Below are 26,774 nucleotides of genomic sequence, written 5' to 3' on the forward strand. Positions count from 1 at the left end.
CGGACCGGCGATCTTCGATTCCTCACGGAAAGTATCAATGCTACCGGTGTCAATAGTGCCGATGCAGCCTCTGCTGTCAACCTCGCGCGCGGGGGGACGGATCGGTTACCGACGCGGCGATCCTCAGTCGTCCTCGTCCTCGAAGCCGACCAGATGCAGTGGCCGCGCCTTGATCTGCCGGGTCATGCACCAGTGGACCAGCGCGTCATCGCGGCCGTGGGTGACCCAGACCTCGCGCGGGGCGACCTCGGTCAGGGTTTCGGTCAGCTCGTCCCAGTCGGCATGGTCGCTGAGGATCAGCGGCAGCTCGACATTCTTCTGCACCGCGCGCTGGCGGACGCGCATCCAGCCCGACGCCATCGCGGTGATCGGATCGGGCAGGCGGCGGCTCCAGCGGTCGTTGAGCGCGGATGGGGGGCAGAGGATGATGTGGCCGCGCATCGCGTCCTTCTCCGCATCGGCGACGAGGCGGAGCTCGCCGAGATCGACCCCGAAATCGCGGTAGAGATTGCACAGCCGCTCGAGCGCGCCGTGGATGTAGATCGGATCGGCATGGCCCAGCGCGCGCAGTTCGGCGATGACGCGCTGCGCCTTGCCCAGCGCATAGGCGCCGACGAGCACGCAGCGGTCCGGATTGGCGTGGAGGCGCTGGAGCAGCTTGTCCATCTCGTCATGCGTCGGCGGATGGCGGAAGACGGGGAGGCCGAACGTCGCCTCGGTGACGAAGACGTCGCAGGGGACGGGCTCGAAGCGCGCGCAGGTGGGATCGGCGCGGCGCTTGTAATCGCCCGAGACGACGATTCGCTCGCCGGCATGTTCGAGCACGATCTGCGCCGAGCCGAGGACATGCCCGGCGGGGACGAAGCTGATGTCCACCTCGCCCAGCCGCACGCTTTCGCCATATTGCACGGGCGTGCCGCCGGGCTGCGGGCCGTAGCGCGCCTCCATGATGGCGATCGTCTCCGGCGTGGCCCACACCTCCCGATGACCGCCGCGCGCGTGATCGGCATGGCCGTGGGTGACGAGCGCGCGGCGGGCGGGCTCGGCGGGATCGACCCAGGCGTCGGCCGAGGGGATGTAGAGACCGGTCGGGTGCGGCTGCACCCAGCTGCCGAGTTGCGCCATGCCTGCGATATGGGAAGGCCGCGCGCCATGCCAAGGCGGATCGTTCGGCGCATGCGCCGCGTTGTCGGTGTTCAAGCACGCAATGGAGGATGGCATGACCGGCGGACTATGGGGGTTGTTGACCATATTGGGGCCGATCGTGCTGGCCGCGGTGCTGATCTGGGCGATCCTGCGCAACCGCGGCAACCGGCGCGGCATCGAACGGACCGAGGACGCGACGCGGCGCAACTATGCCGAGCAGAATGCCGAGGACAAGGCGCGCGACGAGGGCAAGCTGTAGCGCGGACGAGCTATGCAACCGCGCGGGTTGCCGATAGTCGCTGCCGGTGATGACCGCCCCGCTCGATCCGCGCACCGGGCATACCCGGCAGGGCCTGCCGGTATCGCGCAACCGCCAGCCGGGCGCGGATCTGCGTGAGCATGTCGCGCGGCTGTTCGTGACGATCATCGACCAGCCCGAAGGGCACACCACCAGCGATTTCGTGCTGAACGACACGCCCTTCATCCGCGTGCTGCCGCGCGGGTCCTGGGAAGCCGAGGTCTCGCCCGGCGAATGGCGGCGCTTCGCCGGCGCGGTGCTGTTCGGCGCGCAGGCGCGGCCGCAGCGCGTTCGCTGCACCGGGCCGATGGCGGTGGCGGGCTTCGCGATCCGGCCGGGCGGCTGGTTCGGCCTGTTCGACGAAGTCGCGGAGGTGTTCGCCGATCGGCTGGTGCCGCTCGCCGAAGTCGCGCCGCGCTTCGCCGCCGACATGGTCGCGGCCTGCGCGGAGGTCGATTCCATCGACGCGACCTTCGCCGCGCTCGAGGCGGGCGTGCGCGCGCATTTGCGCGAGCGGAGCGCGCGCCTCGCCAATGCTGCGATGGCCGCGTTCGAGCTGATCGCGCGCAACGATCCGGTGCGCCGGGTCGCAGATATCGCGGATGCGCTGGACATGGATGTCACCTATTTCGCCCGGCAGGTGCGGCGCCATTTCGGCCATGCGCCCAAAACCGTGCTGCGCCGCGCCCGCTTCCTGGACATCGCCGCGGTGATGCGCGGGCTGGCGGTGCCGAGCGCCGACGAGCTCGCGGCGCTGCGCTTCTACGACCAGTCGCACCTGACGCGCGAGTTCCGCCTGTTCACCGGGATGACGCCCGCGCGCTTCGAACGATCGGCGACGCCGCTGCTGACGCCCGGCCTCGAATCGCGGCAGCAGCGGAAGCTGGACGATCTCGCCACCTTGCGTCCCGGCGAGCGGGCGCCGTGGCTGGCGTGACCTTGCCGCCGGCGATCGCCGGCTGGTTCGCCGCGCGCGGCTGGCGGCCGCGGCGGCACCAGTTGGAGATGCTCGATGCGGCGGAGGCCGGGCGGCACGCCTTGCTCGTCGCCGCGACGGGGGCGGGGAAGACGCTGGCGGGCTTCCTGCCGACGCTGAGCGAGCTGGCGGAACGGCCGGCCGAGGGGCTGCACACGCTCTATGTCTCGCCGCTCAAAGCGCTCGCGGTCGATGTGCAGCGGAACCTGTTGACCCCGATCGGCGAGATGGGGCTCGACATCAGCGTCGAGACGCGCACCGGCGACACGCCCAGCGATCGCAAGGCGCGGCAGCGGCAGCGGCCGCCCAACATATTGCTGACGACGCCAGAGTCGCTGAGCCTGCTCCTCTCCTATCCCGACAGCTTCGCGCTGTTCGCGGGACTGCGAACGATCGTGGTCGACGAGGTGCACGCCTTCGCCACCGGCAAGCGCGGCGACCTGCTCGCGCTCGGCATGGCGCGGCTGCAACGGATCGCACCGGGAATGAGGCGCGTCGCGCTGTCGGCGACGGTGGCCGACGCCGACGCCTATCGCGCCTGGCTGGCGCCCGACGGCGACATCGATGCGGTGACGCTGGTCGAGGGAGAGGCGGGCGCCGAGCCCGACATCGCGATCCTGCTGCCCGAGGGCCGCGTGCCCTGGGCCGGCCATTCGGGGCGCTACGCCGCCGAACAGGTGATGGCCGAGATCGAGCAGCACAGGACCACGCTGATCTTCTGCAACACGCGAAGCCTGGCCGAGCTGATCTTCCAGGATCTGTGGAAGGCGAACGCGCTGCAGCTGCCGATCGGCATTCATCACGGCAGCCTGTCGCGCGAGGCGCGGCGCAAGGTCGAGCAGGCGATGGCCGACGGCAGGCTGCGCGGGCTGGTCGCGACGGCGAGCCTCGACCTGGGCGTCGACTGGGGCGATGTCGATTGCGTCATCCAGATGGGCGCGCCCAAGGGGTCTTCGCGGCTGCTCCAGCGGATCGGGCGCGCCAACCACCGGCTGGACGAGCCTTCGGAGGCGATCCTCGTCCCCGGCAACCGCTTCGAATATCTCGAGGCGCGCGCGGCGTTGGACGCGGTCGAGGCGGGCGCGCTCGATCATGAGGCGTTCCGCGAAGGCAGCCTCGACGTGCTTGCCCAGCATCTGATGGCCTGCGCCTGCGCCGCGCCGTTCGACGAGGGCGAGATGCTGGCCGAGGTGCGATCGGCGCTGACCTATTCGGCGCTGACCGCGGAGATGTTCGCGCGCGTGCTCGGCTTCATCCGCGATGGGGGTTATTCGCTCAGGGCCTATGACCGCTTCAAGCGGCTGACGCAGAATGCCGATGGAAGCTGGCGCGTCAGCCATCCGCGCTTCATCCAGCAGCACCGGATGAACGCCGGGATCATCGTCGAGGCGACGATGCTCAACGTCCGCTTCAACAACGGCCGCACGCTGGGGAAGGTCGAGGAGGCGTTCGCCGCGACGCTCTCGCCCGGCGACACCTTCTTCTTCGCCGGGCTGAGCTGCGAGGTGGTGCGGATCGACACCGAGGACCTGATCGTCCGCGCTACCAGCCGCCCGGCGCGCATCCCGACCTATGGCGGCGCGCGGATGCCGATCTCGACCAACCTCGCCGACCGGGTGCGCGGTTTCCTGTGGGACCGCGATCAATGGGCGCGCTTCCCCGACGATGTGCGCGAATGGCTGGAGGTGCAGGATTACCGATCCGCCCTGCCCAAGCCCGGCCAGCTGCTCGTCGAGACCTTCCCGCGCGAAGGGCGGCACTACATGGTCGCCTACGGCTTCGAGGGGTGGAACGCGCACCAGTCGCTGGGGATGCTGCTGACCAAGCGGATGGAGACGATGGGGCTGAAGCCGCTGGGCTTCGTCGCCAGCGACTATTCCATCGCGACCTACAGCCTGGAGAAGGTGACCGATCCGGCGAGACTGTTCTCCGCCGATATCCTGGAGCACGAATTCGTCGACTGGGTACAGCAGTCGCACCTGTTGAAGCGCGCGTTCCGCGAGGTGGCGGTGATCGGCGGCTTGGTCGAGCGCCAGCATCCGGGGAAGCGCAAGACCGGCAAGCAGGTGACCTTCTCCACCGACCTGATCTACGACGTGCTGCGCCGCTACGAGCCCGAGCATGTCCTGCTGCGCGCCGCATGGGCCGATGCGCGCGCCAAGATGACCGATGTGGGGCGGCTGGCGAACCTGCTCGACCGCGCCGCGGAGACGATGCTCCACGTCGATGTCGAGCGCGTGACGCCGCTCGCGGTGCCGGTGCTGACGCTGATCGGACGCGAGCGCGTGGCGACGGGCCTGGCCGACGACGCGCTGCTGATCGAGGCCGAGACGCTCGCCGCCGAAGCGATGCGAATCGATTGAAACGAAACGGCAACAGGCGTACTATCCCCCAGGGAGAAGGGCGCGATGCGGATCGGACGGTTCGCTGTGGTCATGGCCGCGCTGGCGACGGCGGCAGGCGCGCAGGAAGCTGCTGCGCCGCACCCTGAATCATTACTGACCGTGGCGCTGGCGCATGACCGCCATGCCCGAATGACCATCCCGGTGACGATCGACGGTAAGGGTCCCTTTCCCTTCGTCGTCGATACTGGTGCCGAACGCACGTCGATTTCCGCGGAACTCGCCGCCGCGCTGAACCTGCCCTCGGCCGGCAACGCCATGCTGCACAGCGTGACCGGCATGAGTCCGGTCGGCCTGTTTCACATCGACACCATCGCCTTCGATCGTCACAGCGCCACCGATCTGCGCGCGCCGGCAATGGCGCAGACCCATATGGGAGCGCCCGGGCTGATCGGCGTCGATAGCCTGTCAAATCAGCGCGTGACGTTGAACTTCCGTCGCCGCACGATGACCATCGCGCCCACAAGGACGCGAGATCGCGAGGCTCGGAGCGACGACATCATCGTCCGCGCCCGCAGTCTGGCGGGGCGAATGGTGATCATGGACGCGGCGGTGGACGGCGAGAAGGTGGCGGTGATCCTCGATACCGGGTCGCAGGCCTCACTGGGCAACGAGGCGTTGCGCAAGCGCCTGTTCGCCAAACGGCCCAGGCGCGATGCCCGGTCGCTCGAATTGCGCGACGTGACGGGCGGCACGCTGACCGCGATCTACACGACCACCCGATCGCTGCGCATATCGGACATGCAGGTGAACAACCTGCCGATCGCCTTCGCCGATGCGCATGTCTTCGCCGAACTCGACCTGGCCGACCGGCCGGCGATGCTGCTCGGCATGGATGCGCTGAGGCTGTTCGACCGGGTGACGATCGATTTCGGCAAGCGGCGAGCCCGTTTCCTGCGCGCCAACGAAAGCCACTTGGCGAGCTGGTAGCTTGCACACACGCGCGCAAGCGGCAACACTGGGCGAATGACCCGTTCATCCCATCGCTTCGCCGCCCTGTCGCTCACCGTTTCACTCCTCGCCGCCTGCGCGATGCCGCCGGAGACCGATCCGCCGGCGACGACCGCCGACGCGCGGGCGATCCATGAGCGCGCGCTGGTGCTCGACACGCATCTCGACACGCCGGCGTTCTTCGATCTGCCCGGCTGGAAGATCACCGACCGGCACAGCGTCGCGACCGACACCAGCGAGGTCGATATCCCGCGAATGAAGGAGGGGGGGCTCGATGGCGGGTTCTTCGTCATCTACACCTCGTCCGGGCCGCTGACGGCCGAAGGCTATGCCGTCGCCAAGGCGCACATGATCAGGCGATCGGACGCGATTCTGCGGGTGGTGCGCGAGAATCCGGACGCAATGCAGCTGGCGCTGACCGCCGACGATGCCGAGAAGATCGCCGCCTCGGGCAAGCGCATCGTCTATGTCTCGGTCGAGAACAGCCTGGGCGTCGGCGACGATGCGGCCGGGATGCGCAGCTTCATGGCCGAGCTCTACAAGCGCGGTGTGCGCATGGCCTCCCCGGTGCACGTCAAGCAGAACCAGCTCGCCGATTCGGCCAACGAGCCGGGCAGGTTCGGCGGCTTCTCGCCGCTCGGCAAGCAGTGGCTGGCGGAGGTCAACCGGCTGGGGATGATTCCCGATGCGAGCCACGCGTCGGACGCGGTGTTCGATCAGATGCTGGAGCTTTCGACCACGCCGATCATCCTGTCGCACTCCGGGCCGAAGGCGGTGTTCGACCATCCGCGCAACATCGACGACGCGCGGATCAGGCGGCTGGCGGAGAAGGGCGGGGTGATCATGATCAACTCGATCTATCTCGCCCCGCGCACCAACAATGCCGAGCGCGAGAAGCTGTCCGCCGAGCTGGACAAGACCCCGGTCGGCCCACGCCGCGAGGAGATCGCCCGGAAAATCCATGCGATCAACCAGGTCAGCCCGGTCGAGAAGGCCGATTTCGAGATGTACATGGCCTCGATGCTGCACGTGCTGAAGCTGGTCGGCCCCGATCATGTCGGGCTGGGCGCCGACTGGGACGGCGGCGGCGGCGTCGCCGGCATGGAGGATGTCGCGGCGCTGCCCAAGATCACCGAGCGGCTGCTTGCGGAGGGCTATTCGGAAGCCGACATCCGCAAGATCCTGGGCGGCAACGTCATCCGCCTGCTGCGCGCGGCGGAGGCGGCGAAGGGGCGGTGAACGAGACGCTGCTGCTCGCCACCAACGACTGGTGGCAGATACTGACGCGGCTGGGCGCCGCCACCATCGCAGGCATCGCGATCGGCCTCGATCGCGAATGGCGCGGGCATGATGCGGGCATCCGCACGCATGCGCTGGTCGCGCTGTCCTCCGCGGCGATCATGCTCTCCTCGCTGCTGCTCTATGAAGCGGCGCGCAGCGAGGAGGTGAACCCCGATCCGTTGCGCGCGGTGCAGGGGCTGGCGCAGGCGATCGGCTTCCTGGTCGCGGGGCTGATCTTCGTCCGCCAGGCGAGCGTGAAGAACATGACCACAGCCGCCAATCTATGGATGGCGGCCGCGTTGGGCATCGCCTGCGGCGCAGGGCAGTTCAAGCTGGCCGCGGTCGCCGCGGGCATCACGCTGGTGCTGCTGGTGCTGTTCCCCTTCGTCGAACGGCTGATCCCCGAGAAGAAGGACGAGGATTGAGCGGGGCCGCGCCACGCGGTACAGCGGCGCATGGTTCGCTTTTCGTTCGCTGGTGAGGAACTGATCGCGCTGCGCGCGGGCGCGCTGTTCTGGCCGCGCCGGCGCGCGCTGATCGTCGCCGATCTGCATTTCGAAAAGGCGAGCTGGTTCGCGCGGTTCGGGCAGATGCTGCCGCCCTATGATTCGATCGCGACGCTGGCGGACCTGACCGCGCTGGTCGCCGCGACCGAAGCGCGCGAGCTGTGGTGCCTGGGCGATAGCTTCCACGATCCGCGCGGCTGCGAGCGGCTGCCCGCCAAGGCGCGCGAAATGCTGACGGCGCTGACGGCGAGCCTGCGCTGGGTGTGGATCACCGGCAACCATGACGCCGGATTGATCGACCATTGCGGCGGCGAGATCATCGTCGAGGCCGTGGTCGACGGCATCGTCATGCGGCACGAGGCCGAGGCGGACGAGACGCGGCCCGAGATGTCCGGGCACTTCCACCCCAAGCTTCGGCTCAACGTGCGCGGGCGCAACGTTGCGCGGCGCTGCTTCGTTGCGACCCCGGCGAAGCTGGTCCTGCCCGCTTTCGGCGCGCTGACCGGCGGGCTCGATGCGGGGCATCCCGAGATCGTCCGCGCGGTAGGGCCTGGGGCGGAGGCGCTGGTCGCGCTGGACGACCGGCTGTTGAGGTTCCCGCTGGCGGCTTGAAGAGATCCTCCCCATGCGAAGCAGGGGGAGGGGGACCACCCGAAGGGTGGTGGAGGGGGAGCGCCCCGGGCGCTGCGCCTGCGGAACACCCCCTCCACCACGCGACTTCGTCGCGCGGTCCCCCTCCCCGAGCAAGCTCGGGGAGGATTTAGCCCTTCACCATTCCCGGAAACGCGGCCTTGAAGGCGGCGACCTTGGGCTTGTCCCAGCGCAGGATATAGGGGTGCACCGGGTTCTTTCGCGCGAAATCCTGGTGGTGCGTCTCGGCTGGGTAGAATCTGCCCGATTCGATCCTGGTCACGATCGGCTTGTTCCATGCGCCGGCCTTGCCGAGCTGGGCGATATAGGCGGCGGCGACGCGTTTCTGGTCGGGCGTCTGGGGGAAGATCGCGCTGCGATAGCTGGGGCCGGTGTCCGGACCCTGGCGGTTCAACTGCGTGGGGTCGTGCGCGACCGCGAAATAGACGCGCAGCAGCTGGGCATAGCTGACGATGCGCGGATCGTAGCTGATGCGGATCGCCTCGGCATGGCCGGTGCGCTCGGTCGAAACGGCGCCGTAGTTGGCTGACTTGGCGGTGCCTCCGGCATAACCCGAGACGACGTCGCGCACGCCTTTCACCTGTTCGAACACCGCCTCCATGCCCCAGAAGCAGCCGCCGGCGAGCACCGCGGTCTGCATGCCCTGGCCGCGCGGCACGTCGATCGCCACGCGCGGGATCGGCACGGCCTTCTCGCCGGCGATGGCGCCGGTGACGAGCGGCGCACCGATGAAGATCGCGGCCATCGTCGCGGCGGTGAAGATGAAGGCGGATTTCATGGGCGGCGTCTCCTTGATCCGGGCTCGGTCAAGCTACGCCGCAGTCTACACGATGGATGCGGCTCAGCCTATCAGCGGAAGGAAGGCGCTCGCCGCCTCGGCGGGCTTCAAGGCGATCACAGCGACCGCGCCCAGGGCGAAGCCGCCGGTGAACCGGTGGAAGAAGCTCGAGGTGAAAAGCTTGCGCATGATCGGCCTGCCCGGGTTTCGCTTTCGAGATGCTGTCAGGCTGGATAGACGGACCGAGCTGAACGATGCCTTGGACGATCGTTCACCGATTCGTCAGCGTAGCGCGGCGCAGGCGGTCTGGATGCGGTTGCAGGCTTCCTCGAGGATCTCCTCCGAGGTCGCGTAGCTGACGCGGAAGGCGGGCTCGAGCCCGAACGCGCCGCCATGCACCGCCGCCACCTTCGCCTCGGTCAGCAGATAGCCGACCAGCGCCTCGTCGGTGTCGATCTCCTGGCCGTCCGGCGTCCTCTTGCCGATCAGGCCCGACACGTCGGGATAGACGTAGAATGCGCCTTCGGGCCGCGGGCAGTGGATGCCGTTCACCTGGTTGAGCATCGACACCACGAGATCGCGGCGGCGCCGGAACGCGTCGTTGCGCTCGGCGAGGAAGCTCTGATCGCCGGTGAGCGCGGCGACGGCGGCGGCCTGCGCGATCGAGCAGGGGTTGCTGGTCGATTGCGACTGGAGCTTGGCCATCGCCTTGATCAGGGGCGCGGGGCCCCCCGCGAAGCCGATGCGCCACCCAGTCATCGAATAGGCCTTGGAGCAGCCGTTGACCGTCAGCGTGCGGCCATAGAGATCGGGCGCGACCTGGGCGATGGTGGTGAATTCGAAGCCGTCATAGACGATGTGCTCGTACATGTCGTCGGCCATCACCGACACATGCGGGTGGCGGCGCAGCACCTCGGCGATGCCCTCCAGCTCGGCGCGGCTATAGGCCGCTCCCGAAGGGTTGGACGGCGAATTGAGGATCAGCCACCTAGTCTTTTTGGTGATCGCGCCGTCGATCTGCTCTGGCGTCACCTTGTAGCCCTGGTCGGCGCCGCCCTTCACGAACACCGGCGTGCCGCCGGCGAACTGGACGATGTCGGGATAGCTGACCCAATAGGGCGCGGGTACGATCACCTCGTCGCCCGGGTCGATCGTCGCGACCAGCGCGTTGAACAGGGTGTGCTTGCCGCCGACGTTCACGCTGATCTGGTCGGGCGCGTAATCGAGTTGGTTGTCGCGCCTGAACTTGGCGGCGATCGCCGCCTTCAGCTCGGCCGTGCCGTCGACATTGGTGTATTTGGTCTGGCCGCCGCGGATCGCCGCGATCGCCGCCTCCTTGACGAAATCGGGCGTGTCGAAATCGGGCTCGCCCGCGCCGAGGCCGATCACGTCGACGCCGGCGCGCTTCAGCTCGAGCACGCGGCTGGTCATGGCGAGCGTGGCGGAGGGCTGGATGCGGCCCAGCGCGTCGGAGATCTTCATGGCTGTGCGAACCTTTCGGGAAGCGGCGCGGCGCCTATAGCGCCGGATGTTGCACCGCGGCAACCGTCCGCGCGCGAATCATTCCACGCAGCGCGTTGCCGATCCAGAAATCGCCCGAAAGATCGGCGGCCATGAGGTTCGCCTCGATCGCCTTGCCCTGCTCGATCAGCTCGCCGCGCAGGATGCCGGGGAGCAGGCCGAGCCGCGCGGGCGGGGTCAGGAGCCGGCCCGCGCGCGCGACGAACAGGTTGGTGAAGCTGCCCTCGGTCAACCGGCCGTCGGGGCGAACGAACAGCACCTCGAACGCGCCGGATGCGCGGCGGGCTTCGTCGTAGAAGGCGCGGTCCGCGGTCTTGTGGCGCAGGCGGCAGTCCTCGGCAGCGACCGGCAGCGGCACGATCGCCACCTCGACCGGCTCGGCGGGGAAGGGAGGCAAAGCGGAGACGTGGATCGCGGTGCGGCCGCTGGGCGACAGCAGCAGCCGCACGCGCGCCGGCTCGCGCTGGCGGAAGGTCGCCGCCTGCAGATCGTTGCGCGCGGCGTGGCGATCGAACGGAACGCCGAACGCGGCGGCGCTCGCCTTCATCCGCGCCATATGCGCATCCAGCCGCACGATGCCGTCATGCGGATCGAACGCCATCGTCTCGATCAGGTCGGGCGTGCGCTGGCCGGCGGCGACGAAGTACCCCTTGGCGAGGCATTCGTCCCACTCCTCGGCGCCCTTCGAATCGGCGACGACGCCCGAGCCGAGGCCGAGCGTGGCGGCGTCCGCGCCCTCCTTCATGGCGAGCGTGCGGATCGCGACGTTGAACGCCGCATCGCCATCGGCATCGAGCCGGCCGACCGCACCGCAATAAATGCCGCGCGGCGTCTCCTCGATCTCGCCGATCACCTCCATCGCGCGGATCTTGGGCGCGCCGGTGATCGAGCCGCAGGGAAACAGCGCCTCCAGCAGGTCGATCGCGTCGCGCCCCTCGTCGAGCCGCGCGGTGATGGTCGAGACCATCTGGTGCACCGTCGGATAGCTCTCGACGCGGAACAGCTCGGGCACCTCGACGCTGCCCGGCGCGGCGACGCGCGAGAGGTCGTTCCTGAGCAGGTCGACGATCATCAGATTCTCGGCCCGCTGCTTGGGGTCGGCGGCGAGATCGGCCGGATCGGATTCGCGGGGCGCGGTGCCCTTCATCGGCCGCGTTGTCGCCTTGCCGTCCTTCAATGCGAAGAACAGCTCGGGCGAGAAGGAGAGCAGCCAGTCGTCCCCGGTCCACACCACGCCGCCATGACCGGCCTGGGCGCGGCGCCGGATCGCGGCGTAGAGCGCGAGCGGATGGCCCAGCACGCGCACCTCGGCGCGGAAGGTGAGGTTGGCCTGGTAGACGTCGCCCGCCGCGATCAGCGCCTGCACGCGGTCGAACGCGGCCATATAGGCGGCTTCGTCGATCAGCGGCCGGGGAGGGCCCGCCCAGGCGCCGGCGGGTTCCGGCAGCAGCGCCGGGACGGCCTCGGGCGCGAGCGTCTCGCAAGCCTCGAACAGCCCGAACCAGGCATAGGGCACCTCACCGCTCGCCGCCGGGACCAGCCTGGGCTCGAGCGCGTGACCGGCTTCGTAGGAGAGGAAGCCGGCGGCGTGGAGGCCGCCCTGGCGCGCGACGCGCAGCGCATCGAGCAAGCGCGGCACCTGCGCCGGCGTCGTCGCGACCACGGTGTCGACCGGCGACCGATAGAGGCGCGCGGGCGCCGCGCCGGCCGCCCGGGCATCGTCGAGCAGCACGAAGGGCGCGTCGGGCGTCAGCATCGTCACGGTCTGTAGTGGGGTTCTCCGCTGGATCAACCGTGCCACCGTCACCCCCGCGAAGGCGGGGGCCGCTGGGTTTGTGGCATATCCTACGTTCGCGCTTGCCGACTGCGGCCCCTGCCTTCAGCCGCAGGCTGAAGTTTATCCTGAGCGCCTGCCTTGCAGGCAGTCGAAGGGCAGGGGCGACGGCCATTTTTCGACGGTTGACGCCATCGCACCCCGACCGCATTACTCGACTAATACAGCAATCAGGGGAAGCATGATGCGCGGATTGTTTCTGGCGGGTGGGGCGATGATCGCAGCGGCTCCGGCTCCGGCGCAGGAGGCCTCGCCGGCGGTCGCGGAGAAGCCGGCCGCGTTGGTCGCGGACGGCATTCCGCCGGTGCCGATGGCGATCGTCGAGGCGACGCGGCCCTATATGGAATATCGCACCGCGATCTTTCAGGGCTGGAGCCCGGCCGACCGATCGATGCTGGTCGCGACGCGCTTCGCCAACACCAACCAGCTGCACCGCGTGGCCGGTCCGATGATGGCGCGCGAGCAGATCAGCTTCGAGGCCGAGCCGGTGTTCGGCAGCTGGTCGCCCAAAGGCGACGTGATGGTGGTCAACAAGGATGTCGGCGGCAGCGAATTCTATCAGCTGTTCACGCTCGCGGACGGCAAGCTGACGCTGCTGACCGACGGCAAGAGCCGAAATTCGGGCCCGACCTGGAGCAAGGATGGGCGCTGGATCGCCTACACCTCCACCCGCCGGACGGGGGCCGACAACGACATCTATGTCATGGACCCGCGCGATCCGAAGACCGACCGGCTGGTCGCCCAGGTCAAGGGCGGCGGCTGGGGCGTCGCCGATTTCGCGCCCGACGGGAAGAGCGCGGTCGTCAGCGAATATGTCTCGATCACCAAGTCCAACCTTCATCTGCTGGATATCGCCTCCGGCCGGATGACGCCGATCGGCGACCATGCGAGGCCGATCGCCTATGGCGGCGCGCAGTACGCGCCCGACGGGACCTTGTGGGTCACCTCGGATGAGGGATCGGACTTCCAGCGGCTGGGGACGATCGACCTCCGCACCGGAAAGTTCACCCCGCGCAGCCCTGAGAAGAAGTGGGATGTCGACGGCTTCGACATAGCCGATGACGGCAGCTTCATCGTCTATGCGGTGAACGAGGCGGGCATCGGCCGGGTGCGGTTGATGGACGTCGGGACGGGCGCGGTGCGCAATGTCGGGGGATTGCCCACGGGATCGCTCGGCGGGATCGAGATCGCGCCCTGGGGGACGATCGGGCTGACGGTCACTTCGGCGACCAGCGCGACCGACGCCTATACGATCGATCCGGCGACCTTGAAAGTCACGCGCTGGACCAGGAGCGAGACCGGCGGACTCGATCCCGACGCCAATGTCGAGCCCGAGTTCGTCGAGACGAAGAGCTTCGACGGCGAGGCGGTGTCGGGCTTCCTCTATCGGCCGGACGCGAAGAAGTTTCCCGGCCGGCGGCCGCTGATCGTCAACATCCATGGCGGCCCCGAAGCGCAGTTCACCCCCGGCTTTCTCGGCCGCAACAACTATCTGCTCAACGAGTTGGGCATCGCGATCTTCTACCCCAATGTCCGCGGCTCGGCAGGCTTCGGCAAGCGATTCGTCAGCCTCGACAACGGGCCCGACAAGCGTGAGGATTCGGTCAAGGACATCGGCGCGTTCCTCGACGTGCTCGACAAGGACGATAGCATCGATCCCAAGCGGATCGGCGTGACCGGCGGCAGCTATGGCGGCTATATGTGCTACGCCTCGGCGATCCGCTACGGCGGGCGGCTGCGCGGCGCGAACTGCGTCGTCGCGATCAGCGATTTCGTCACCTTCCTCGAAAACACCCAGAGCTATCGCCGCGACCTGCGCCGCGTCGAATATGGCGATGAGCGCGATCCCGCGCAGCGCGCCAAGCTGAAGGCGATCAGCCCGCTGACGCGCGTCGCCGATCTCGACATCCCGCTGATGGTGGTGACCGGCGGCAACGATCCGCGCGTCCCGGCGTCGGAGGCCGACCAGATCGTCAAGGCGGTGCGCGCGGGCGGCGGCACGGCTTGGCACCTGCTCGGCACCAACGAAGGCCACGGCTTCGCCAAGAAGGAGAATGCCGATTACAATTTCTGGACGAGCCTGATGTTCTGGCGCGCGAACCTGCTGGGCGAGGGCAACGCGCAGACGGCAGCGGCGAAGTAGGAGGAGTTGGCGCGAAGAATGTTTTTCACGCGGAGACGCGGAGACGCGGAGAAAAAGGAGAAGAGAGCAGTTTTGCCGCGCTAAGCGCCGCAGGCAACCTATCTTCACCTCTTTTATATTTTCCTCTTCGCGCTTTCGCGCGAACTCCCTCTTCCTCCGCGTCTCTGCGCCTCCGCGTGAAAACCCTTCTTCTTCTTCGCCTTCGCGTGAACCAATTGACGGAAGCGGCACCGCTCGCCATCTCGCCCGCATGACCGAACAGCCCCCTATGCGCGCGGCGATCGTGCCGGTGACGCCGCTGCAGCAGAACTGCACGCTTCTGTGGTGCACGAAGACGATGCGCGGGGCGTTCGTCGACCCCGGCGGCGACCTGCCCAAGCTGCGCGCGGCGGCGGCGCATCACGGCGTGACGATCGAGAAGGTCCTGCTGACCCACGGCCATATCGACCATTGCGGCGAGGCCGGGACCTTCGCCAAGGAACTCGGCGTGCCGATCGAGGGGCCGCACGAGGCCGATCGCTACTGGATCGCCAAGCTGGAGGATGACGGCCGCGCCTACGGCATTCCCGGTCGCGTGTTCGAGCCCGATCGCTGGCTGGAGCAGGGCGATCGGGTCACCGTCGGTGAACTGGTGTTCGACGTCTATCATTGCCCGGGCCACACGCCGGGGCATGTGGTGTTCCACCACCCGCCATCGAAGCTGGCGCTGGTGGGCGACGTGCTGTTCGCCGGATCGATCGGCCGCACCGATTTCCCGCTGGGCAACCATCAGGACCTGCTCGACGCGATCACCACGCGGCTGTGGCCGCTAGGCGGCGAGACGCGCTTCGTGCCCGGCCACGGCCCGATGTCGAGCTTCGCCGCCGAGCGCGCGAGCAACCCTTATGTAAGCGACGCCGCGCTCGCCGCCTGACCAAGGAACGCGGCCGGCGGCCGCTCGTTGAGAGGGCGCAATGATGCGCTTCTTCCTTGTGTTCGCCCTGCTGCTTGCGGGCTGCGGCCTGCCCCGCGATCCCGATGAAACGCTGAAGCACATCCGCGAGGACAAGATCATGCGGGTCGGCGCGATCGAGCGCGCCGACCGGCCGACCGGTGCGGCCGAAGCCGTGTTCGTCCGCCGGATCGCCGATCGGCTCGACGCGCGGGTCGCGCTCAGGACCGGCGATACCGAGCGTCTGCTCGAAGCGCTGAAGGCGGGCGAACTGGATCTGGTGGTGGGGCCGCTGTCGCGGAAATCGCCTTGGGCGGCCGAAGTGGCGCTGATCGACCCTTTGACCAAGGAGGGCGACACGCCGCCATTGCCCTTCTCCGCCGCGGCGCCCGCCGGCGAGAATGCGTGGGTCAGCCTGCTCGAGGCCGAGGCGCGCGACCTGCGGGGCGGCGCGTGAGCCTCGACACATTTCCCGAGGCGATCCGCGACGACGTCCGCCGCGCCAGGCGGCTGGAATATTGGAACATCGGCTGGACGATCAGCATCATCGTCGTGATGGGGCTGGCGATGGGCGGCAGCCAGACGATGAAGACCGCCTGGGTGGAGGACACGCTGGGCCTCATCCCGCCGATCGCCTTCCTGGTCGCGCTCAAGATCGAAGCGAAGCCGCACAGCAAGCTGTTCCCCTTCGGCTTCGACCGGGCGCAGGGGCTCGCCTTCCTGATCGCGGCGGTGGCGCTGGCGCTCGTCGGCGCGATGCTGCTGTGGGATGCGGCGGGCACGCTGATCGCGCGGGAGCACGCGATGGTCGGATCGATCCGCATCCTCGGTCGCGACATCTGGCTGGGCTGGATCATGATCGCGGCGCAGCTTTATTCGATCGTCCCGCCCTTCATCATCGGCCGGATGGAGCTGCCGCTGGCCGAACGCATGCAGGACGAGGTGCTGTACACCGACGCCAAGATGAACAAGGCCAACTGGATGACCGGCGTCGCGGGGCTGGGCGGGGTCATCGGGCTGGGGATGGGCTGGTGGTGGGCGGATTCGGTCGCCGCGGCGATCATCTCGATCGACATCATCCGGGACGGCTGGCGCGCGCTGAAGATCGCCAGCGCCGAGTTGATCGACGGGCTGCCGCGCAAGCTGGGCGCAACCGAGCCGGACCCGGACGCCGTTGCGCTGATGGAGCGCCTGGAGCGCTTCTATCCCGATGCCAAGGCCCGCGTGCGCGATACGGGGCGCTACATGCGCGCAGAGGTGATCGGCGCCAGCCCGGGCGAACCTCCGGACCTGATCGCGCTATGGCCGGGCGATCCCGACCGGGGATGGCGCTTGGCGGAGGTCAGCTTTCTGCCCGACAAGGGCATCGGCCCGATCATGTCGGCTCGCGCCGACGCTAGGGTCCAAACCCGATTAGGACAGGGCCGTGACGGAGCGGATCTTGGCGCACGGCTAGGAGCAAGGAGGGAGCGATGCTGAAGCATCGTGACCAACGCGCGGCCGGGCCCCCGCAAAGTAATACTTTGCGGGGAGCCCCGACGCCGCTGTGCGCCAAAAGCCGCCCGCCGCCGGAGGTGGTCGCCCGGAGAGGCCCGCTGGCCGCGTCGCTTGCTTGCGCGTAGCACCAGCTACGCGTCTGCGCCGCGCTCCTTCCCAGCGGGCCTCTCCGGGCGATCACGATCCCTGTCCTAATTGGGTTTGGACCCTAGCCCATCGGCACCGTCTCGACCGGAACCGTCTCGATCGGCTGGGTGATCGTGCCGGCTGTCCAGAAGGGCAGGGCTGCGGCGTAGAGGCCGAGGCCGATCGTCACGGTCATCGTCACCGCCGCGCCGATTATCCGGCCGCGCGGCAACCCGTCCATGCCGAGGCCGTGGAGCACCCGGCCGATGAGGAAGATCACCGCCACCGCCCACAGCCAGAACGACGTTCCCCGGGCGAACTCGACCAGCGCGATCAGGATCAGGACGATCGGGGCGAACTCGGCGAAATTGGCGTGCGCGCGCATCCGCCCCAGCACGCGTTCGTTGCCGCCATCGCCCAGCGGCACTTTTTCCGACATGCGCAGCCGGCCGACTCGCCAGGCCAGCCAGGCGTTGATCAGGGCGGCGGCGCCCGCGGTGGTCAGTGCGATCGGCAGGATCATCTGTCTTCCCCCTGTTCGCCGCGAGTGCTCGCATGCGCGCCGATCGCTTGCAAGGGCAGGGAAAATCGCTATAGGCGCGGTTCGCTCGCGATTCAGCCCGGCCGCTCCGCGCCGAGAGCGGCCGACCAGCCAGTCGGTTGCCTTCTCTGCGGACCCCGGCGGTATCGCCCCGATATTATCACTGCTAAGGTGCCGAAATGGCCGTTCCCAAGAGAAAAACTTCGCCGTCCAAGCGCGGCATGCGCCGCAGCCACGATTCGCTGTCGGTGGAGGCCTTTCAGGAGTGCCCCAATTGCGGCGAGCTGAAGCGGCCGCACAACCTGTGCACCGCCTGCGGCCACTATAACGGCCGCGAGATCGTCTCGGTCGACGCCTGATCACGTCTAGGAGAGTCGCGAAGTGACTGGAGCGCCGCGGATCGCCATCGACGCGATGGGCGGCGACGAAGGCATCGCGACGATGATGGACGGCGTCGCCCGCGCGCGCCGGGCGCATGACGGCATCTCCTTCCTGCTGGTCGGCGACGAGGCGCAGATCAAGGCGGGGCTGGCGCGCCATCCCAACCTGACCGCGGCCTCGGACATCCTGCACGTAGAGGGCGTCGTCGAATCGGACGAGAAGCCCTCCGCGGCGATCCGCCGGTCGGCGCGCACGTCGATGGGGCGCGCGATCGACGCGGTGAAGCGCGGCGAGGCGCAGGCGGCGGTATCCAGCGGCAACACCGGCGCCATGATGGCGATGGCCAAGCTCGCGCTCCGCACCATGCCCGGCATCGAACGCCCGGCGCTCGCCGCGCTGCTCCCCAGCCTGGGCGAGACCGACGTGGTGATGCTCGATCTGGGCGCCAACACCGAGTGCGACACCGAGAATCTCGTCCAGTTCGCGGTGATGGGCGCGGCCTATGCGCGCATCGGCCTGGGCATCAAGCGCCCGCGCGTGCGGCTGCTCAACATTGGCACCGAGGCGATGAAGGGCAAGGACATGATCCGCGACGCCGCGGCGATCCTGCGCGACGCGCCGCACCTGCCGATGGCCTTCCAGGGCTTCATCGAAGGCGACCAGATCGCCCGCGGCGAGGTCGATGTCGTCGTGTCGGACGGGTTTTCGGGCAATATCGCGCTCAAGACCGCCGAGGGCACCGCGCGCTTCGTCACCGATCTCCTGCGCCGCAGCTTCACCAGCTCGTTCCGCTCCAAGGCGGGCTTCCTGCTGTCGCGGCCGGCGCTGCACATGCTGCGGCACCATCTCGATCCCAACAACCATAATGGCGCGGTCTTCCTGGGCCTCAACGGCATCGTCGTGAAGAGCCATGGCGGCGCCGACGAGATCGGCGTCGCCAATGCGGTCGATCTCGCGGTGCGTCTCGCCGAGCAGGATCTGCTGCGCCGGATCGCGAGCGACCTCGATCAGTTCCACGCCGCGCCGGCCAGGGCGGCGTCATGACGCGGCGCGCGGTCATCACCGGAACCGGCTCGGCGCTCCCCGAGCGCCGCGTGTCCAACGCCGAACTCGCCGAGCAGGTCGACACGTCGGACGAGTGGATCGTCGAGCGCACCGGCATCCGCTTCCGCCACATCGCCGGGCCGGACGAGACGACCGCGACGCTCGCCGCCGCCGCGTGCCGCGCGGCGCTCGCCTCCGCCGGCGTCGCCGCGACCGATATAGACCTGATCGTGCTCGCCACCGCCACGCCCGACCAAACCTTCCCCGCCGCCGCGACCAAGGTGCAGGCGATGCTGGGGATCGACGATTGCGTCGCCTTCGATGTCGCGGCGGTGTGCTCGGGCTTTCTCTACGCGCTGTCGGCGGCCGAGAGCATGATCCGCGCCGGCTCGGCCGACCGTGCGCTGGTGATCGGATCGGAGACCTTCAGCCGCATCCTCGACTGGGAGGATCGCGGCACCTGCGTACTGTTCGGCGACGGCGCGGGCGCGATCGTGATCGAGGCGCAGGACGGGGCCGAAAACGGAGATCGCGGCGTGCTGGCGACGCGGCTGCACGCCGATGGCCGCCACAACGACCTGCTCTATGTCGATGGCGGGCCCTCGACCACGGGCACCGTCGGCAAGCTCCGCATGAAGGGCCGCGAGGTGTTCCGCCACGCGGTGGTCAATCTCGCCGCGGTGATGGGCGAGGCGCTGGAGGCGGCCGGCGAGGAGGCCTCGGCGGTGGATTGGGTGGTGCCGCACCAGGCCAACGCCCGTATCCTTGACGCCACCGCGAAGAAGCTTGGCCTCGATCCGGCGAAGGTGATCGTGACGGTCGATCAGCACGCCAATACATCGGCGGCGTCGGTGCCGCTCGCGCTCGACGTGGCGGTGCGCGACGGCCGAATCAAGCCGGGCGATCTGATCGTGTTGGAGGCGATGGGCGGCGGCTTCACCTGGGGCGCGTCGGTCGTTCGCATGTGATGCGCGCTCCACTTGCGAAGTCGCGCGGTTAGGCGCATTATTTTCGTTCGGCGCGTGTGGGGCGCGCCTGCTGGGAGGTAGAGATGGCGGCAGAAGCTGGCACATTGACGCGCGCCGATCTGGCCGAGGCGATCCATAACGAGGTCGGGCTGAGCCGGGCGGATTCCGCGCACATGGTCGAGCGCATCCTCGGCCATATGTGCGAGGCGCTGGCGAACGGGCAGAATGTGAAGATATCGGGGTTCGGCAGCTTCGTGCTGCGCGACAAGGGCGAACGGATCGGCCGCAACCCCAAGACCGGGGTCGAGGTGCCGATCGCGCCGCGGCGGGTGCTCACCTTCCGCGCCAGCCAGATGATGCGCGATCGCATCGCCAGGGCGGATTGAGCCGCATATCGTGGCTTCCGGCAAATCCCCGTCCGCGTTCCTGACGATCGGCGAGCTTTCCGCCCGGCTCGGCGTGCCGCAGCACATCCTGCGCTATTGGGAGACGCGTTTCACGCAGCTCAGGCCGGTGCAGCGCGCGGGCAACCGGCGCTATTACCGCCCCGAGGATGTCGCGCTCGCCGAACGCATCCACCGGCTGCTGGGATCGGAAGGCTATACGGTCAAGGGCGTGCAGCAGCTGCTGGCGAAGAAGGGCGGGGATGCGGCGCCCGCATCTCCGCCCGCGCTCGCAACGCCTGGTGTCGATCTCGCCGCGCTGGTGCGCATCCGCGACACGCTGAAGGCGGCGTTGGCGGTATAGCCGTCGCCCCTGCGCAGGCAGGGGCCTCAGTCGGCATACGCCACGCCGGATGTGCCACAAACCCAGAGTCCCCTGCCTGCGCAGGGGCGACGGGTTGGCTTGGATTTCGTTCCACAGATCGCGCCATTCGGGATTGGCTTCCGAAATCAGCCGCAACTTCCACACCCGCTTCCATTTCTTGAGCGCCTTTTCGCGCACGATCGCCTCTTCGATCGTGGCGTGCGGTTCGACCAGCACCAAGCGGTCGCAGCCCCATTTGCGCGCGAATACCGAACCGTGACCTTCGCGATGTGCGGTCAGTCGCTCTGCCAGATTGGCAGTAACGCCGATGTAGAGCACGCCGAACGGCTTGTTGGTCAGGAAGTAGGTGAAGCCGCCTTTATCCATTTCCCTTCCCCCCCCCGTCGCCCCCGCGCGGGCAGGGGCCTCTCGGTTTGTGGCACATCCGAAGCCTGCGCTCCCCGCCTGAGGCCCCTGCCTTCGCAGGGGCGACGGTCATTGATCCGGCCCCAGGGCGGCGTCGAGATCGCGGGGGCGGACGAAGCGCGAGAGCGTCGCGGCGTCGGCGGCGAAATCCGCCCAGCGATCGGTCTCCAGCGTCAGTTCCGCCAGGCTCGCGGTCGGGTATTTCTCCTCGATCCCGTCGCGCAGCGCATCGCCCGTGCGGTCGGGGACGAGCAGCAGCACCAGATCCTCCAGCCCCGGATTATGGCCGACGACGAGCACGCGGTCGTGCGTGTCGGGAAGGTCGCGGACGATGTCCAGCAGCGTCGCGGCCGAAGCGAGATAGATGCGCCGATCCCAGTCGGGGGCGAGCGTCTCGCCATAGCCCGCGACGACATGGTCGATCGTCTCGGTCACGCGGCGCGCGGGCGATGCGACGACGTGATCGAAGGCGAGGCCAAGCGACTTCATGTGCCGGCCCATCGTCGCGGCGGCGCGCTGGCCCTTGGCGTTCAGGGGCCGGTCGAAATCGCGGGCGACGCTGTCGTCCCAGCTCGATTTGGCGTGGCGCAGCAGCGTCAGCGTCTTCATCCAGCCCCGATCCTTTCGCCAGCCCGCATCGCCGATAGAGGAGGCGCGGCGATCCGCGCAACCGCTTCGTCGAGGGTGACGCGCGATATCGGCGTTCCCTCTGGGAAGGCGGTGAGCAGGCGCGAGGGACAGGCGGCGGAGAGCAGCACGAAGGCGCCGCGATCGTCCGCGCGCCGCACCAGCCGGCCGAACGCCTGGGCAAGGCGCGCGCGGATGATGCGATCGTCATGCGCCGATCCCCCGTTCGCCAGCCGCCGCGCGGCGTGGAGCACGGTCGGCTTGGGCCAGGGCACGCCCTCCATCACCACCAGCCGCAGCGAATGGCCGGGCACGTCCACCCCGTCGCGCAGTGCATCGGTGCCGAGCAGCGACGCGCGTGGATCGTCACGGAAGATGTCGATCAGCGTCCCGGTGTCGATCGGATCGACATGCTGGGCGTAGAGCGGCAGCCCTTCGCGCGCGAGCCGATCGGCGATGCGGGCGTGGACGCTGCGCAGCCGGCGGATCGCGGTGAACAGCCCGAGCGTGCCGCCCTGCGCGGCGAGGATCAGCCGGCCATAGGCGCCCGCCAGCGCGGGCAGGTCGCCGCGCTTGATGTCCGTGACGATCAGCACCTCCGACTGGGCGGCATAGTCGAACGGGCTTGGCACCGCGAAATGCGCCGGCGGACGGGATAGATGCTGTGCTCCCGTCAGGGATTCGGCGACATCGGTGTCGCCGCCCCCGGTAAGCGTGGCCGAAGTGACGAGCACGCCGTGCGCGGGCTTGAGCACCAGCTCGGCGAGGGGACGGGTGGGATCGAGCCAGCGGCGGTGCAGGCCAACATCATATTCGCGGCCGTCGATCCGGTCGACCGCGAGCCAGTCGACGAAATCGGGATCGGCCGGGCCGCCGATGCGCGCGAGCAGCGCCAGCCAGCCGCCGACCAGATCGGCGCGCCAGCCCAGGCTGGCGATCGCGCCCTCGATCCGCGCGCGGGCCTGGCCGTCCATCCAGTCGGGGCCATCGGTCAGCAGCGCCTCCAGCCGCCGCCCCAGCACCACCAGCGGGCGGAGCAGCTGGTCGAGCGCCTCCGCCGCGGGCCCTGCCGCCTCGACCAGCGCGGCGTCGGGCTCGGCCAGTTCGGCCTCCAGCCCGTAGCCGGCATCCTCCGCCTTGGCGTCGCGCGCGAAGACGAGTCCGCGCGCGGCGGCGAGCAGGGTCTCGATCGGGCCGAACGGAGCGCCTTCGTGGAGGCGCTGGAGCCAGCTGTCGCTTGGCAGCGCCTGCGCGGCGGCGACCGCGGCGGCGATGGCGCGCCCGCCCTCCTCGTCATAGCTGGCGACATCGGACAGGCGTGCGGCCAGGCCCCGCCGGCGCCCGCGCGATCGGCCCTCCGGTCCCGTCACCCAGCGGCGCAGCTCGATCGTCTCCGCGCCCGACAGCGCGGTGGCGAAGGTCGAATCGGCGGCGTCGAACAGATGGTGTCCCTCGTCGAACACGAAGCGCGTCGGTCGCCCGCCCGCCTCGCGCCCGCGCGCGGCATTGACCATCACCAGCGCGTGGTTGGCGATGACGATGTCGGCATGGACGCTCGCCCGCGCGGCGCGTTCGATGAAGCAGCGGCGATAATGCGGGCAGCCGGCATAGACGCATTCGCCGCGCCGGTCGGTCAGCGCGGTCGATCCGTTGCGGCGGAACAGGGTGGGCAGCCAGCCGGGCAGATCGCCGCCGACCATGTCGCCGTCCGCGCTGTACGCCGCCCAGCGCGCGACGAGATGCGCCAGGATCGCCGCGCGGCCCTGGAAGCCGCCCTGCAGCGCGTCCTCCAGGTTGAGCAGGCAGAGATAATTCTCGCGTCCCTTGCGCGTGACGATGCGCTGCCGGCGCTCGGTATCGTCCGGAACCAGCCGCTCGCTTTCATGGCCTAGCTGGCGCTGCAGCGCCTTGGTGTAGGTGGAAACCCAGACAGCGCCGTTCGCCCGCTCGGCCCAGAGCGAAGCGGGGGCGAGATAGCCCAAGGTCTTGCCGATGCCGGTGCCGGCCTCCGCCAGCAGCATGTTGGGCTCGTCGCGCGTATCCCTCGGCGCGAAGGCGCGCATCGCGGCAGTGGCATAGGCGCGCTGGCCGTGGCGCGCTTCCGCCCCGGCGCCGGTGAGCGACCGCAGGCGATCGGCGACTTCGGCCTCCTCCAGCACCACGGTGCGCGGATTGGGGCGCGGGGCGCCCTCGTCCCACTCGGGCAGGCGCGCGAACAGCCAGCGTTCGGCCTCCTTCGGCCTGGCGATCGCGTCCATCAGCGGCGCGCCCCACATCCAGCGCAGGCGGGTCAGCGATTGGGCCGAAGTCCATGCACCCTCGCGTTCGGCCCACGCTTCCGCGCGGCAGCGGGCCAGCAGCGCGTCGGCGGCGGCGCGCAGCAGCGCGGGCACGTCCTGATCGTGCGCGGGCGGCTCCAGCCCCAAGGCGCGCGCAAGGCCGCCCGGCGTCGGCACGACGAAGCGCGCCGGGTGGACGAAGGCGAACAGTTCGAGCAGGTCGAGGCCGTTGATCTCGGGATGGCCCAGCCGCTGCCCGACCAGCGGCGCATTGAGCAGCAGCACGGGCGTGTCGGCGGCAAGCCGGATCGCCTCGCCGCGCCCGATCCCGCGCGTCGCGCCGTCGCCATCGGCGACCCACACCCCGGCATGGCTTGCGTGCAGCGCGGGATAGGGGAGCGCGGTCATGGGCGCTTTATGGATTTGCAGGAACGAAATGGCAACGAAGCGTCAGCGCAATGTCGTTCCGTCGATCGCCAGCTCGGGCATGGTGACGCTACGCAGGTCGCCGGCGAGCGGCATCGAGCGCGTCTCGGCATATCGTTCCGCCTCAGGCTGCCAATGCTGATGCAACTGGCCGCTGGTCAGATCGACGATCCAATATTCCGCTATGCCCGCTTCCGCGTAAATGCGTGCCTTGACCGTCCGATCGTAGCGAATCGTCGTGTCGGAAATCTCCACCACCAGCGCAACCGATTCGAGCGGCACATAACCGTCGCCTCGCGGCGCATCGGTGACGACGATATCGGGTTCCGGCGCATTATGCGGTGGCAAGGACACCGTGGGTTCGCTGAGCGCCGTGAAGCGGGAGCCGAGCGCGTTCAGCGCGAGCCGGAGCCGAAACGTCAGTTCGTTTTTGGCGAAGCTGTGCGGCCGGTACTCGGCATTCATCGAGACGATCTCTCCATCGATCAGTTCCGCTCGCTTATGGCCATTGAACGCGCCCGATCGATGCAGCAGCTCGAAATCGGCCACTGTAAGCTTCAATGCCCGAGGGGTCTCGAAAGGCGTCGGCAGGTTCATGGAAACCTTCTATAGCATTTGCGCTCGGCCCACCAAAGCGTCAGATGCGGCGCTATGACCGACAAGACGACACTGCGCGACGCCGCCATGACCAGCAAGGCCTGGCCCTATGAGGAGGCGCGCAAGCTGCTCAAGCGATATCCGGAGGGCAAGCCGGGCGGTGAGGCCGTCCTGTTCGAGACCGGCTACGGCCCGTCGGGCCTGCCGCATATCGGCACTTTCAACGAGGTGCTGCGCACGACGATGGTGCGCCGCGCCTTCGCCGAGCTCAGCGACCAGCCGACCCGGCTGATCGCCTTTTCGGACGATATGGACGGGCTCAGGAAGGTGCCCGACAACGTGCCGAACGGCGAGATGCTGCGGGAATATCTCGGGCGTCCGCTGACGCGCATCCCCGATCCGTTCGGGAAGTACGAAAGCTTCGCGCACCACAACAATGCGAGCTTGCGCGAATTCCTCGATCGGTTCGGGTTCGATTACGAGTTCCTGTCCTCGACCGAGGAATATGCCAGCGGCCGCTTCGACGACACATTGCGGCTGGTGCTCGAACGCTACGCGGCGATCATGGACGTCATGCTGCCGACGCTGCGGGCCGAGCGGCGCGAGACCTATTCGCCGGTGCTGCCGGTCAGCCCAAAGTCCGGAATTGTGCTGCAGGTGCCGGTCGAGGTGGTCGATCCCGCCACGGGCATGGTCGCGTTCGTCGATCAGGGCGAGCGGATCGAGCAGTCGATCTTCGGCGGGCGGGCCAAGCTGCAATGGAAGGTCGACTGGGCGATGCGCTGGGTCGCATTGGGCGTCGACTACGAAATGGCGGGCAAGGACCTGATCGATTCGGTGATCCAGTCCTCCAAGATCGCCCGCGTGCTGGGCGCCAAGCCGCCCGAGGGGTTCAACTACGAGATGTTCCTCGACGAAAAGGGCGAGAAGATCTCCAAGTCCAAGGGCAATGGCCTGACGCTGGAGCAGTGGCTGACCTATGGGCCGGACGAAAGCCTCGCCTTCTACATCTACCGCGAGCCAAAGCGCGCCAAGCAGCTGCACCTGGGCGTGATCCCGCGCGCGGTGGACGATTACTGGCAGTTCCTCGGGCAGTACCCCGGCCAGCCGATCGAGCAGAAGCTGGGCAACCCCGTCCACCACATCCATGGCGGCAAGGTTCCCGAGGCGACGCTGCCGGTGACCTTCGGGCTGCTGCTCAACCTCGTCGGCGTGATGGGCGCCGAGGCGACCCGCGAGCAGGTATGGGGCTATCTCGGCAACTACATCGCCGATGCCGATCCACATCGGCATCCCGAACTCGACCGCCTCGTCACCCACGCCCTCGCGGTCAACCGCGACCTGATCGCGCCGACCCTGGTGCGCCGCGCGCCGGAGGGCGTCGAGATCGAAGCCTTGAAGCGCCTCGACGCCGATCTTGCCGCGATGCCGGCGGACGCGAGCGCGGAGGACATTCAGAACCAGGTCTATGAGATCGGTAAGACCGGCGGGTTCGAGCAACTGCGCGACTGGTTCAAGGCGCTCTATGAAACGCTGCTCGGCTCCAGCCAAGGGCCGCGCATGGGCAGCTTCATCGCGCTCTATGGGATCGACAACACCCGGCGGCTGATCGCCGAGGCGTTGGCCCGCGGCTGATCGCCGGGTAGGGAACCATTGGCGCCGGGAGGCCTTTGATTTCAGGCGCCGGTTCGGGTCAG

At 68.6% G+C, this 26,774-nt stretch carries 26 protein-coding genes and 1 pseudogene; 17 read left to right on the plus strand and 10 right to left on the minus strand.

Annotated elements, in window-relative coordinates:
• Positions 1-123 precede the first annotated feature (123 nt).
• Entirely contained in the window at positions 124-1,125 is a 1,002-nt protein-coding gene (locus tag D1610_RS00730; RefSeq protein WP_118862903.1) for a ligase-associated DNA damage response exonuclease, read from the minus strand.
• A gap of 94 nt (positions 1,126-1,219) precedes the next feature.
• Here D1610_RS00730 and D1610_RS00735 point away from each other — a divergent pair, with 94 nt between their 5' ends.
• From D1610_RS00735 to pdeM, 7 genes are read left to right on the plus strand one after another with little or no spacing between them, the layout of a single operon-like run.
• A complete protein-coding gene (locus tag D1610_RS00735) occupies positions 1,220-1,405 on the plus strand; it encodes a hypothetical protein (RefSeq protein ID WP_147414241.1) in 186 nt (61 codons plus the stop codon).
• Between the two features lie 49 nt (positions 1,406-1,454).
• Positions 1,455-2,381, plus strand: coding sequence for a helix-turn-helix domain-containing protein (locus tag D1610_RS00740; protein WP_118862234.1), 927 nt, complete (start codon positions 1,455-1,457; stop codon positions 2,379-2,381).
• Between the two features lie 14 nt (positions 2,382-2,395).
• Positions 2,396-4,783, plus strand: a complete 2,388-nt coding sequence (locus tag D1610_RS00745) for a ligase-associated DNA damage response DEXH box helicase (RefSeq protein WP_281268943.1) — start codon at positions 2,396-2,398, stop codon at positions 4,781-4,783.
• A 45-nt stretch (positions 4,784-4,828) separates the two neighbouring features.
• Positions 4,829-5,752, plus strand: a complete 924-nt coding sequence (locus tag D1610_RS00750; RefSeq protein ID WP_118862235.1) for an aspartyl protease family protein — start codon at positions 4,829-4,831, stop codon at positions 5,750-5,752.
• A gap of 36 nt (positions 5,753-5,788) precedes the next feature.
• Positions 5,789-7,012 (plus strand): dipeptidase, encoded by a 1,224-nt coding sequence (locus tag D1610_RS00755; protein ID WP_118862236.1) that lies wholly within the window; start codon positions 5,789-5,791, stop codon positions 7,010-7,012.
• Entirely contained in the window at positions 7,009-7,479 is a 471-nt protein-coding gene (locus D1610_RS00760) for an MgtC/SapB family protein (protein ID WP_245941896.1), read from the plus strand. Before D1610_RS00755 ends, D1610_RS00760 begins: the two co-directional genes overlap by 4 nt.
• A gap of 30 nt (positions 7,480-7,509) precedes the next feature.
• Positions 7,510-8,172, plus strand: a complete 663-nt coding sequence (gene pdeM, locus D1610_RS00765; RefSeq protein WP_118862237.1) for a ligase-associated DNA damage response endonuclease PdeM — start codon at positions 7,510-7,512, stop codon at positions 8,170-8,172.
• Positions 8,173-8,320: 148 nt separating this feature from the next.
• Here pdeM and msrA read toward each other — a convergent pair whose 3' ends face one another.
• From msrA to pabB, 4 genes are all read right to left on the minus strand, one after another.
• Positions 8,321-8,989 (minus strand): peptide-methionine (S)-S-oxide reductase MsrA, encoded by a 669-nt coding sequence (gene msrA / locus D1610_RS00770; protein ID WP_182466649.1) that lies wholly within the window; start codon positions 8,987-8,989, stop codon positions 8,321-8,323.
• A 63-nt stretch (positions 8,990-9,052) separates the two neighbouring features.
• Positions 9,053-9,178: a hypothetical protein gene (locus D1610_RS17490; RefSeq protein WP_281268935.1), complete on the minus strand. Its 126-nt coding sequence runs from the start codon at positions 9,176-9,178 to the stop codon at positions 9,053-9,055.
• A gap of 93 nt (positions 9,179-9,271) precedes the next feature.
• On the minus strand, positions 9,272-10,471 hold the full coding sequence (locus D1610_RS00775) for a pyridoxal phosphate-dependent aminotransferase (RefSeq protein WP_118862238.1): 1,200 nt from the start codon (positions 10,469-10,471) through the stop codon (positions 9,272-9,274).
• 34 nt (positions 10,472-10,505) lie between these two features.
• A complete protein-coding gene (pabB, locus tag D1610_RS00780) occupies positions 10,506-12,266 on the minus strand; it encodes an aminodeoxychorismate synthase component I (RefSeq protein ID WP_118862239.1) in 1,761 nt (586 codons plus the stop codon).
• A 262-nt stretch (positions 12,267-12,528) separates the two neighbouring features.
• On the opposite strand from pabB, the gene D1610_RS00785 reads away from it, so the two are divergent.
• The 4 genes from D1610_RS00785 to D1610_RS00800 all read left to right on the plus strand — a co-directional run bounded on the left by D1610_RS00785 (position 12,529) and on the right by D1610_RS00800 (position 16,897).
• Positions 12,529-14,487, plus strand: a complete 1,959-nt coding sequence (locus tag D1610_RS00785) for a S9 family peptidase (RefSeq protein WP_118862907.1) — start codon at positions 12,529-12,531, stop codon at positions 14,485-14,487.
• 250 nt (positions 14,488-14,737) lie between these two features.
• Complete coding sequence (locus tag D1610_RS00790; protein WP_118862240.1) at positions 14,738-15,400, plus strand: MBL fold metallo-hydrolase; 663 nt, start codon at positions 14,738-14,740, stop codon at positions 15,398-15,400.
• Between the two features lie 43 nt (positions 15,401-15,443).
• A complete protein-coding gene (locus D1610_RS00795) occupies positions 15,444-15,875 on the plus strand; it encodes a membrane-bound lytic murein transglycosylase MltF (RefSeq protein ID WP_222926901.1) in 432 nt (143 codons plus the stop codon).
• A complete protein-coding gene (locus tag D1610_RS00800; protein ID WP_118862242.1) occupies positions 15,872-16,897 on the plus strand; it encodes a cation efflux transmembrane domain-containing protein in 1,026 nt (341 codons plus the stop codon). The genes D1610_RS00795 and D1610_RS00800 overlap by 4 nt, the downstream gene beginning before the upstream one ends.
• 226 nt (positions 16,898-17,123) lie before the next feature.
• Here D1610_RS00800 and D1610_RS00805 read toward each other — a convergent pair whose 3' ends face one another.
• On the minus strand, positions 17,124-17,564 hold the full coding sequence (locus tag D1610_RS00805) for an MAPEG family protein (protein WP_118862243.1): 441 nt from the start codon (positions 17,562-17,564) through the stop codon (positions 17,124-17,126).
• 197 nt (positions 17,565-17,761) lie between these two features.
• Here D1610_RS00805 and rpmF point away from each other — a divergent pair, with 197 nt between their 5' ends.
• From rpmF to D1610_RS00830, 5 genes are all read left to right on the plus strand, one after another.
• Entirely contained in the window at positions 17,762-17,941 is a 180-nt protein-coding gene (gene rpmF, locus D1610_RS00810) for a 50S ribosomal protein L32 (protein ID WP_118862244.1), read from the plus strand.
• Positions 17,942-17,963: 22 nt separating this feature from the next.
• Complete coding sequence (gene plsX / locus D1610_RS00815; protein ID WP_118862245.1) at positions 17,964-19,007, plus strand: phosphate acyltransferase PlsX; 1,044 nt, start codon at positions 17,964-17,966, stop codon at positions 19,005-19,007.
• Entirely contained in the window at positions 19,004-19,975 is a 972-nt protein-coding gene (locus D1610_RS00820; RefSeq protein WP_118862246.1) for a beta-ketoacyl-ACP synthase III, read from the plus strand. Before plsX ends, D1610_RS00820 begins: the two co-directional genes overlap by 4 nt.
• Positions 19,976-20,058: 83 nt before the next feature.
• Complete coding sequence (locus D1610_RS00825; RefSeq protein WP_118862247.1) at positions 20,059-20,361, plus strand: integration host factor subunit alpha; 303 nt, start codon at positions 20,059-20,061, stop codon at positions 20,359-20,361.
• A 10-nt stretch (positions 20,362-20,371) separates the two neighbouring features.
• Entirely contained in the window at positions 20,372-20,722 is a 351-nt protein-coding gene (locus D1610_RS00830; protein WP_118862248.1) for a MerR family transcriptional regulator, read from the plus strand.
• A 102-nt stretch (positions 20,723-20,824) separates the two neighbouring features.
• On the opposite strand, the pseudogene D1610_RS00835 reads toward D1610_RS00830, so the two are convergent.
• The 4 genes and pseudogenes from D1610_RS00835 to D1610_RS00850 form a co-directional block, all read right to left on the minus strand.
• A pseudogene (locus tag D1610_RS00835) lies at positions 20,825-21,109 on the minus strand (GIY-YIG nuclease family protein); the annotation flags it as partial.
• A gap of 108 nt (positions 21,110-21,217) precedes the next feature.
• The gene (locus D1610_RS00840; protein WP_118862249.1) at positions 21,218-21,757 is read right to left on the minus strand and encodes a SixA phosphatase family protein; all 540 of its coding nucleotides are present in this window, start codon (positions 21,755-21,757) and stop codon (positions 21,218-21,220) included.
• Positions 21,754-24,462 carry an ATP-dependent DNA helicase gene (locus D1610_RS00845; protein WP_118862250.1) on the minus strand — a complete coding sequence of 903 codons (2,709 nt, stop codon included), beginning with the start codon at positions 24,460-24,462 and terminating at the stop codon, positions 21,754-21,756. Before D1610_RS00845 ends, D1610_RS00840 begins: the two co-directional genes overlap by 4 nt.
• 42 nt (positions 24,463-24,504) lie before the next feature.
• Entirely contained in the window at positions 24,505-25,077 is a 573-nt protein-coding gene (locus D1610_RS00850) for a Uma2 family endonuclease (protein WP_118862251.1), read from the minus strand.
• 54 nt (positions 25,078-25,131) lie between these two features.
• Here D1610_RS00850 and D1610_RS00855 point away from each other — a divergent pair, with 54 nt between their 5' ends.
• On the plus strand, positions 25,132-26,712 hold the full coding sequence (locus tag D1610_RS00855; protein ID WP_118862252.1) for a lysine--tRNA ligase: 1,581 nt from the start codon (positions 25,132-25,134) through the stop codon (positions 26,710-26,712).
• Positions 26,713-26,774: the final 62 nt, after the last annotated feature.

Origin of the sequence: Sphingomonas gilva (assembly GCF_003515075.1) — a bacterium.
Lineage (GTDB): Bacteria > Pseudomonadota > Alphaproteobacteria > Sphingomonadales > Sphingomonadaceae > Sphingomonas > Sphingomonas gilva.

What these genes read in the sequence shown, in the direction of transcription:
- D1610_RS00795 (WP_222926901.1), top strand. Translation starts at nt 15,444, where the DNA reads ATGCGCTTCTTCCTTGTGTTCGCCCTGCTGCTTGCGGGCTGCGGCCTG.
- D1610_RS00740 (WP_118862234.1), top strand. Translation starts at nt 1,455, where the DNA reads ATGACCGCCCCGCTCGATCCGCGCACCGGGCATACCCGGCAGGGCCTG.
- D1610_RS00850 (WP_118862251.1), bottom strand. Translation starts at nt 25,077, where the DNA reads ATGAACCTGCCGACGCCTTTCGAGACCCCTCGGGCATTGAAGCTTACA.
- pdeM (WP_118862237.1), top strand. Translation starts at nt 7,510, where the DNA reads ATGGTTCGCTTTTCGTTCGCTGGTGAGGAACTGATCGCGCTGCGCGCG.
- D1610_RS00755 (WP_118862236.1), top strand. Translation starts at nt 5,789, where the DNA reads ATGACCCGTTCATCCCATCGCTTCGCCGCCCTGTCGCTCACCGTTTCA.
- D1610_RS00750 (WP_118862235.1), top strand. Translation starts at nt 4,829, where the DNA reads ATGCGGATCGGACGGTTCGCTGTGGTCATGGCCGCGCTGGCGACGGCG.
- D1610_RS00825 (WP_118862247.1), top strand. Translation starts at nt 20,059, where the DNA reads ATGGCGGCAGAAGCTGGCACATTGACGCGCGCCGATCTGGCCGAGGCG.
- D1610_RS17490 (WP_281268935.1), bottom strand. Translation starts at nt 9,178, where the DNA reads ATGCGCAAGCTTTTCACCTCGAGCTTCTTCCACCGGTTCACCGGCGGC.
- D1610_RS00855 (WP_118862252.1), top strand. Translation starts at nt 25,132, where the DNA reads ATGACCGACAAGACGACACTGCGCGACGCCGCCATGACCAGCAAGGCC.
- D1610_RS00790 (WP_118862240.1), top strand. Translation starts at nt 14,738, where the DNA reads ATGACCGAACAGCCCCCTATGCGCGCGGCGATCGTGCCGGTGACGCCG.
- pabB (WP_118862239.1), bottom strand. Translation starts at nt 12,266, where the DNA reads ATGCTGACGCCCGACGCGCCCTTCGTGCTGCTCGACGATGCCCGGGCG.
- msrA (WP_182466649.1), bottom strand. Translation starts at nt 8,989, where the DNA reads ATGAAATCCGCCTTCATCTTCACCGCCGCGACGATGGCCGCGATCTTC.
- rpmF (WP_118862244.1), top strand. Translation starts at nt 17,762, where the DNA reads ATGGCCGTTCCCAAGAGAAAAACTTCGCCGTCCAAGCGCGGCATGCGC.
- D1610_RS00805 (WP_118862243.1), bottom strand. Translation starts at nt 17,564, where the DNA reads ATGATCCTGCCGATCGCACTGACCACCGCGGGCGCCGCCGCCCTGATC.
- D1610_RS00840 (WP_118862249.1), bottom strand. Translation starts at nt 21,757, where the DNA reads ATGAAGACGCTGACGCTGCTGCGCCACGCCAAATCGAGCTGGGACGAC.
- D1610_RS00775 (WP_118862238.1), bottom strand. Translation starts at nt 10,471, where the DNA reads ATGAAGATCTCCGACGCGCTGGGCCGCATCCAGCCCTCCGCCACGCTC.
- D1610_RS00820 (WP_118862246.1), top strand. Translation starts at nt 19,004, where the DNA reads ATGACGCGGCGCGCGGTCATCACCGGAACCGGCTCGGCGCTCCCCGAG.
- D1610_RS00845 (WP_118862250.1), bottom strand. Translation starts at nt 24,462, where the DNA reads ATGACCGCGCTCCCCTATCCCGCGCTGCACGCAAGCCATGCCGGGGTG.
- D1610_RS00785 (WP_118862907.1), top strand. Translation starts at nt 12,529, where the DNA reads ATGCGCGGATTGTTTCTGGCGGGTGGGGCGATGATCGCAGCGGCTCCG.
- D1610_RS00735 (WP_147414241.1), top strand. Translation starts at nt 1,220, where the DNA reads ATGACCGGCGGACTATGGGGGTTGTTGACCATATTGGGGCCGATCGTG.
- D1610_RS00730 (WP_118862903.1), bottom strand. Translation starts at nt 1,125, where the DNA reads ATGGCGCAACTCGGCAGCTGGGTGCAGCCGCACCCGACCGGTCTCTAC.